The following is a 6,858-nucleotide window of genomic DNA, read 5'->3' as shown; positions in this document are numbered from 1 at the left end:
GCGGACTTCTGGATCTTGGCTACGTGGCATTCTACGCCGTGGGCGCCTACACCTTTGCCCTGCTCTCCCAGTACACCGGCATTTCGTTCTGGCTGGCACTGCCTATCGGTGCTCTGCTTGCCGCCCTGTTCGGTCTGGTGCTGGGCTTTCCGGTACTCCGGTTGCGGGGGGATTATCTGGCCATCGTAACCCTCGGGTTTGGCGAGATCATCCGGATACTCCTGAACAACTGGACGACGCTGACTGGCGGCCCCAACGGCATTGGTGGCATCCCCGATCCAACCCTGTTCGGCATGGAATTCGGGCGCCGGGTGAAGGAAGAGGGCAACACCTCGTTCCACGAAACCTTCGGCATCGCCTACAGCGGTGAGCACAAGGTTATCTTCCTGTACCTCATTGCCCTGGTTCTGGCGGTATTCACCGCGCTCGTAATCCGTCGATTCATGCGGATGCCCGTGGGCCGGGCCTGGGAAGCACTGCGGGAAGACGAGATCGCTGCCCGCTCCCTGGGTCTCAGCCGCACCGCAGTGAAGCTGTCCGCCTTTACCATTGGCGCCTTCTTTGCCGGTTTTGCCGGCACTGTGTTCGCCTCCAAGCAGGGCTTCATCAGCCCGGAATCGTTTGTTTTCCTGGAGTCTGCCATCATCCTGGCGATCGTGGTTCTCGGCGGCATGGGTTCCCAGATCGGTGTGGTACTGGCGGCAATCGCTGTCACCATCCTGCCGGAACTGGCCCGTGAGTTCTCCGAATACCGCATGCTGATCTTCGGTGCCGCTATGGTGCTGATGATGGTCTGGCGTCCGCAGGGCCTGATGCCCATGCGCCGCATTCATATTGAACTCAAAAGGCAGGAGTGACAGACGATGCTTGAAGTACAGAATCTGTCCATGCGCTTTGGCGGCCTGCTGGCGGTAGACGAAGTGTCTCTGGACGTTCAGGAACACGAGATTGTGTCCATCATCGGCCCCAACGGGGCTGGAAAAACCACTGTATTCAACTGCATGAGCGGTTTTTACAAGCCCACGGGCGGCAAGATCCTGTTCGAGGGCAAGGAAGTACAGGGTAAACCCGACTACAAGATCTCCCGACTGGGTATGGTGCGCACTTTCCAGCATGTGCGGCTGTTCAGCCAGATGACGGTGGTGGAAAACCTGCTGGTGGCTCAACACCGCCACCTGAACACCAACCTGATTTCGGGCCTGATCAAAACCCCCAGTTACCGGACCAAAGAGCAGAAATCCCTGGATCGGGCCGCCTACTGGCTGGATCGGGTTGGCCTGCTGGATCTGGCCAACCGGGAAGCCGGCAACCTCGCCTACGGTCAGCAACGGCGTCTGGAGATTGCCCGCTGCATGGTCACCGAGCCCAAGCTGTTAATGCTCGACGAGCCGGCAGCCGGCCTCAACCCGGCGGAAACCAAGGAACTCAACCAGCTGATCATCAGCCTGAAAGAGGACTACAACGTTTCCGTAGTGCTGATTGAGCACGACATGAGCCTGGTAATGGATATTTCCGACCGCATCAACGTCATCAACCAGGGCCGCCCCCTGGCCAGTGGCACACCGGAAGAAATCCGCCAGAACGACGACGTGATCAAAGCCTATCTGGGCGAGGCCTGAGGTAAACACATGTTAGTACTAGAAGATGTCCATACCCACTACGGCAAGATCGAGGCCTTGCACGGGGTGTCTGTCGAAGTCAAAAAGGGTGAGATCGTCTCGCTGATCGGCGCCAACGGCGCCGGCAAGACCACGCTGCTGATGACCGTCTGCGGTAACCCCCGGGCCAGTTCAGGACGCATTTTCCTGGAGGGCCGGGAAATCACCAACGAATCCACGGCGCAGATCATGCGCTCCGGCATCGCCATTGTTCCGGAGGGGCGTCGGGTGTTCTCGGGCCTGACCGTGGAGGAAAACCTCCACATGGGTGGTTTCTTCAACACCAAGGCCGAAATCCGCAAGAGCCAGGAGCACGTCTACGAGCTCTTCCCGCGCCTCAAGGAACGTGAACATCAGCGTGCCGGCACCATGTCCGGCGGCGAGCAGCAAATGCTGGCTATCGGGCGGGCCCTGATGAGCAGGCCAGAGATGATCATCCTTGATGAACCATCACTGGGCCTGGCACCGCTGATTATCAAGCAGATCTTCGAGATCATCGGCCAGCTTCGCGAGGAAGGCATTACGGTTTTCCTCGTCGAGCAGAACGCCCACCAGGCCCTCAACCTGGCAGACCGGGGTTACGTGCTGGAAACCGGAAAGATTCGCCTGCACGACACGGGCAAGAATCTGCTCAACAACCCGGATGTCCAGAACGCCTATCTGGGCGGCTGATCCTGGATCCTTGCCTCGAAGCATAAAACCGGAGCATGCACGCTGCTCCGGTTTTTTTTTGGGCTAAATCAAATACTCACCAATCTTTAAACTTGCGTTGGCTGGATTTCAACTATACTCAGATCAACGGTCAACCTGTCTCCACAAGACCAGTCAGGGCCGTTTTCGCAATGCTGCTCCACGTCAGGAGCAGCATTGTGTATTGCGACGACAGCTTTAAACCACAGGAAGGAGTGGATAATGAAAAAACTGATCGCAGGTGCAATTCTTCTTGGTGCCTCTTCCATGGCCTTTGCCCAACCGGGCTGTGGCGTCGGTGCCATGATCTGGAAAGGACAATCCGGCATTGCCCCCCACGTACTCGCTGCAACCACCAACGGTACCTTTGGTAACCAGACGTTTGGTATGACCACAGGTACCCTTGGCTGCCAGACCAACCAGTCTGTTCAGTCCATGGCCATGTACATGGACAGCAACATCGACAAGGTGGCCCGGGACATGTCCCGCGGTTCCGGCGAGAACCTGGACACCCTGGCAGTACTTCTGGGTGTTGACGAAGCGGATCGCGATGCGTTCCGCAAGGTGCTGCAGGACAACTTTGCCACCATTTTCCCGGACTCTGACACCACCTCCGGCGAAGCCGTGGACGCCATCGTCGCGCTCCTGGAGCAAAACGAGTCACTCAGCAAATACGTAGCAGCCTGATCCAGGCTCCTTGAAGGGACTCTCATGCGCCAGGGACGGCGCATCGTTCCATTCTCTACCCTGTTCAACCCCGGATGCAGCACCAACCCATGGGCAACATGCTTCGCATTGGGCCAGCCCTGATCTGGCTTGCAGTCAGCCTGCCGACCCAGGCCAATTCGCCTGAACACGCAACCGAGCTCCATCTCGACCCTGCCTGGCTCACACTCATTCATTATCAACCCGACAGGTTTGGTAGCGGATATACCAGCCAGGCCGATGATCCGGCCTTTTTCCTGAGCGAAAATGGCAAGCACTCCCCCCGGGCAGAGCTCAAAGCCACCCTGGATGCTATCCAGATAGACGGGGAAGGCGACGACCACGCCCTCTGCCGCTTCCCGGCACGGGCGACCTGGCTCAGTCAGCAACTCGATCTGTCGCTACCGGAAATCGAGTGTCCCGGCTTCCAGGAATGGTCGGAAACATTGAACACCGAGACGGTGACCCTGGTGTTTGCCGCCTCTTACCTCAACAGCCCGTCTTCCATGTTCGGCCACACGTTTCTGCGCCTGGACCCACCCCAGGATGACGACGAAACCAACCTGCTGCTGGCCAACACAATCTCCTATGCCGCTGATGCCGCCGCCCACGACAGTGAACTGCTGTTCGCGTACAAGGGCATTTTCGGCGGCTATCCCGGCATCACTACGGTCCAGCCGTACTACGAGAAAATTCGGCTTTACTCCGACATCGAACATCGTGACCTGTGGGAGTACAAACTGAACCTTACCCAGGATGAAGTGGACCTGATGATTGCCCACGCCTGGGAAATACGGGATCGGAATTTTGATTATTACTTCTTCGATGAAAACTGCGCCTATCGCCTGTTGGCGCTGATAGACATTGCCCGCCCGGGCACGGACCTTTTGGGGGAAGTAAGCACTCACGCCATTCCGTCGGACACGGTTCGCTGGGTGGTCGACAAGGATCTGGTCAGCGAAGTCTACTACCGCCCCTCGGCTGCCACGTCGGTGGCCTACAGTCTCTCTAGCCTGCCCGACGATCAACAGACCCTTGCGGCAGCCGTCGCCAACGGATATGTAGCCGCTGATGGTAGCGAAGTGAAGTCACTGCCAGCCGAGCAAAGAGCACATGTTCTGGACGCCACCTACGATTATGTTCGATACAAGAGCGAGGCCGACGGCTGGCCCCGTGAAATCGCCGCACCACTCTCCCATGACCTGTTGAGAGAGCGCAGCCAGATCAGCGACGTCGCACCGCCCGAGGAACCACCCGAACCGGTAGTTCGGGATGATCAGGGCCACGACACCTTCCGACTGAGCCTCGGAGCAGGCCAGCAGGCACACAGGGAATTCACCCAGTTGACCCTGCGCCCGGCCTACCACGATGTGCTGGACCCGCCGGCCGGCTACCGTACCGGTGCCCAGCTGCAGTTCCTCCGACTCGACGCGCGCCTGTATACCGACAACGACGAACTTCAACTGGAACAGCTTACCGGCGTGGAAATCCGCTCCCTGAGCCCGCGGAACGCCTTTTTCTCGCCACTGTCCTGGCAGGTAGGTTTTGGTGGCCGCCGCACGGATACTGGCAACGATCGGGTCCTGACGCCCTATCTCGAGGGCGGAGCTGGCGGCAGCTGGCGCCTTGGCAACCAGACCCAGGCCTTTGCCATCGCCACCGCCGACCTTGAAATCGACGACGACCTGCGCCGAGGCTACGATGCTGCCCCCGGCGCCGACATCGGCCTGCTCCATCAGAACAACCAGTTCAGCCTGCTCGCCGGTGCCAAAACCAAGGCCTGGATCGTTAGCAGCCAACACCGCCAGGATCAGCTTTACGCCAAAGCCAACTGGCACATCGGCCGCGAGTTCAGTCTGTTTGCCGAGTTCACCCGGGAAGACCACTACGACAGGTATCAAAGCCTATGGCACGCCGGAATCCACGCGTATTTCTGACTGCCACCACGGCCCGGTTAAGCGGGCTTCTGGTTGCGCTTCTGCTGCTATCCGGTTGCAGCAGCGTTTTCTTTTACCCGGATCGGGTGACTTACATCACCCCGGACCGACTGAACCTCGAATACGAAGACATCTACCTCGACACGGCCGACGGCGAAACCCTCCATGGCTGGTGGCTGCCCGCAGAAGCCCCTGAGAACAACGCCAGGGGCACAGTCTATTTCCTGCATGGCAACGCCCAGAACGTCAGCAGCCACATCCTCAACGTAGCGTGGCTGCCCGAGAGAGGCTACAACGTCTTTACCATCGACTACCGGGGCTACGGCAAATCCACCGGTGACCCGGACATCGAAGGCGCGCTGCACGACGTGGAAACCGGCCTGCGCTGGCTGGCCAAAAAACCTGACGTGACCGACCGCCCCCTATACATCCTCGGCCAGAGCCTCGGCGGCGGTCTCGGAATCGCCCTGGCCAGTGAATGGACTCAGAGGGAGGAACAGCCCCGGCTGGACGGTGTAATCCTGGATGGTACCTTCTCCGGCTTTCGCAAGATCGCCCGGGAGAAATTAGGTGGGTTCTGGCTTACCTGGCCGTTGCAGATCCCGCTAAGCTGGACCATACCCGACGACTACGAAGGTGTGGATCATATTCCTAGGATCAGTCCGGTGCAGGTGATGGTAATCCACAGCGTTCGAGACGGGATTATTCCCTTTCATCATGGAGAGGCGCTGTTTGAGGCAGCACAGGAGCCCAAAGAGTTCTTGCAGACGGATACGCCTCACGGGGCGACGTTTGTTATTCCCGGGTACCGGAGAGAGGTGCTTCGCTTCATGAATGCTGGGCGATAGAGTGTGGGCGGCTGTTGGGTTTCCCTTTTCAAAAGTGTTGAGGGCCAAGGACGGCCCGAAACAAGCGCACATGGATGTGCTCGTAGCGTCTTTTGAAAAGGGAAACCCAACAGCCGCTTGCAACCAAGCCAAGCGCAAGAAAAAACCCGCCAATCCAGAGGAAAGGCGGGTTTTTATCAAGCCCGAAAACGATCAGGCAGAGAAATCGGTCGGCTGATCGCCTTCCTTGATTTCCTTCATGGACAGCTTCACGCGACCACGGTTGTCCACATCCAGCACCTTCACCAGAACTTCCTGACCTTCGCTCAGCTCGTCAGTCACGTTCTCGATGCGGCGATCAGAGATCTGGGAAATGTGCACCAGACCATCCTTGCCAGGCAGGATGTTAACGAAGGCACCGAAGTCTACAATGCGCTCTACGCGGCCCTTGTAGATAGCACCCACTTCGATCTCGGCCGTGATTTCCTTGACCCGGTTAACCGCCGCCTGGGCAGCTTCCTGGTTGTCGGCGTAGATCTTCACGTTGCCATCATCATCCAGATCGATGGAGGCGCCGGTCTCGTCACAGATCGCGCGGATAACAGAACCGCCCTTACCGATAACGTCGCGGATTTTCTCCGGATTGATCTTGATGGTGGTGATGCTCGGCGCACGGGCAGACAGCTCGGCACGCGGCTCGGAGATCACCTTGTTCATCTCGCCCAGGATATGCAGACGCGCAGCGTGAGCCTGCTCGAGAGCGATTTCCATGATCTCGTCGGTGATGCCGTTGATCTTGATATCCATCTGCAGGGCGGTCACGCCCTCCTGGGTACCGGCCACCTTGAAGTCCATGTCGCCCAGGTGATCTTCGTCACCCAGGATATCAGTCAGAACCGCGAACTTGTCGCCTTCCTTGACCAGACCCATGGCGATACCGGCAACCGGTGCCTTGATGGGTACACCCGCGTCCATCAGCGCCAGGCTGGAACCACAGACAGAGGCCATGGAGCTGGAACCGTTGGACTCGGTGATCTCGGA

General features: G+C 58.6%; 8 protein-coding genes. 7 read left to right on the top strand and 1 reads right to left on the bottom strand.

Annotated features, from left to right (window positions below):
- The 7 genes from livM to B2W52_RS09250 all read left to right on the top strand — a co-directional run.
- A partial coding sequence (gene livM, locus B2W52_RS09280) for a high-affinity branched-chain amino acid ABC transporter permease LivM (RefSeq protein ID WP_286802671.1) occupies positions 1-857 on the top strand: 857 nt, incomplete at its 5' end.
- A gap of 6 nt (positions 858-863) precedes the next feature.
- Positions 864-1,619, top strand: coding sequence for a high-affinity branched-chain amino acid ABC transporter ATP-binding protein LivG (gene livG / locus B2W52_RS09275; protein WP_008171552.1), 756 nt, complete (start codon positions 864-866; stop codon positions 1,617-1,619).
- 9 nt (positions 1,620-1,628) lie between these two features.
- Positions 1,629-2,330: an ABC transporter ATP-binding protein gene (locus tag B2W52_RS09270; protein WP_008171549.1), complete on the top strand. Its 702-nt coding sequence runs from the start codon at positions 1,629-1,631 to the stop codon at positions 2,328-2,330.
- A gap of 240 nt (positions 2,331-2,570) precedes the next feature.
- Positions 2,571-3,035 (top strand): DUF3015 domain-containing protein, encoded by a 465-nt coding sequence (locus B2W52_RS09265; protein ID WP_008171548.1) that lies wholly within the window; start codon positions 2,571-2,573, stop codon positions 3,033-3,035.
- Between the two features lie 89 nt (positions 3,036-3,124).
- On the top strand, positions 3,125-4,990 hold the full coding sequence (locus tag B2W52_RS09260; protein ID WP_008171546.1) for an Lnb N-terminal periplasmic domain-containing protein: 1,866 nt from the start codon (positions 3,125-3,127) through the stop codon (positions 4,988-4,990).
- Entirely contained in the window at positions 4,960-5,838 is an 879-nt protein-coding gene (locus B2W52_RS09255; protein ID WP_008171545.1) for an alpha/beta hydrolase, read from the top strand. Before B2W52_RS09260 ends, B2W52_RS09255 begins: the two co-directional genes overlap by 31 nt.
- Positions 5,825-6,055, top strand: coding sequence for a hypothetical protein (locus tag B2W52_RS09250; protein ID WP_008171543.1), 231 nt, complete (start codon positions 5,825-5,827; stop codon positions 6,053-6,055). The genes B2W52_RS09255 and B2W52_RS09250 overlap by 14 nt, the downstream gene beginning before the upstream one ends.
- Here B2W52_RS09250 and B2W52_RS09245 read toward each other — a convergent pair.
- The coding region (locus tag B2W52_RS09245) for a S1 RNA-binding domain-containing protein (protein ID WP_286802662.1) at positions 6,031-6,858 on the bottom strand (828 nt) is incomplete at its 5' end. The genes B2W52_RS09250 and B2W52_RS09245 overlap by 25 nt on opposite strands.

Source organism: Marinobacter sp. UBA2498, assembly GCF_002341575.1.
Lineage (GTDB): Bacteria > Pseudomonadota > Gammaproteobacteria > Pseudomonadales > Oleiphilaceae > Marinobacter > Marinobacter manganoxydans.
Note: the sequence above shows the minus strand (reverse complement) of the source record. Positions and strands in the feature narration are given on the sequence as shown.

What these genes read in the sequence shown, in the direction of transcription:
- livG (WP_008171552.1), top strand. Translation starts at nt 864, where the DNA reads ATGCTTGAAGTACAGAATCTGTCCATGCGCTTTGGCGGCCTGCTGGCG.
- B2W52_RS09270 (WP_008171549.1), top strand. Translation starts at nt 1,629, where the DNA reads ATGTTAGTACTAGAAGATGTCCATACCCACTACGGCAAGATCGAGGCC.
- B2W52_RS09265 (WP_008171548.1), top strand. Translation starts at nt 2,571, where the DNA reads ATGAAAAAACTGATCGCAGGTGCAATTCTTCTTGGTGCCTCTTCCATG.
- B2W52_RS09260 (WP_008171546.1), top strand. Translation starts at nt 3,125, where the DNA reads ATGGGCAACATGCTTCGCATTGGGCCAGCCCTGATCTGGCTTGCAGTC.
- B2W52_RS09255 (WP_008171545.1), top strand. Translation starts at nt 4,960, where the DNA reads ATGGCACGCCGGAATCCACGCGTATTTCTGACTGCCACCACGGCCCGG.
- B2W52_RS09250 (WP_008171543.1), top strand. Translation starts at nt 5,825, where the DNA reads ATGCTGGGCGATAGAGTGTGGGCGGCTGTTGGGTTTCCCTTTTCAAAA.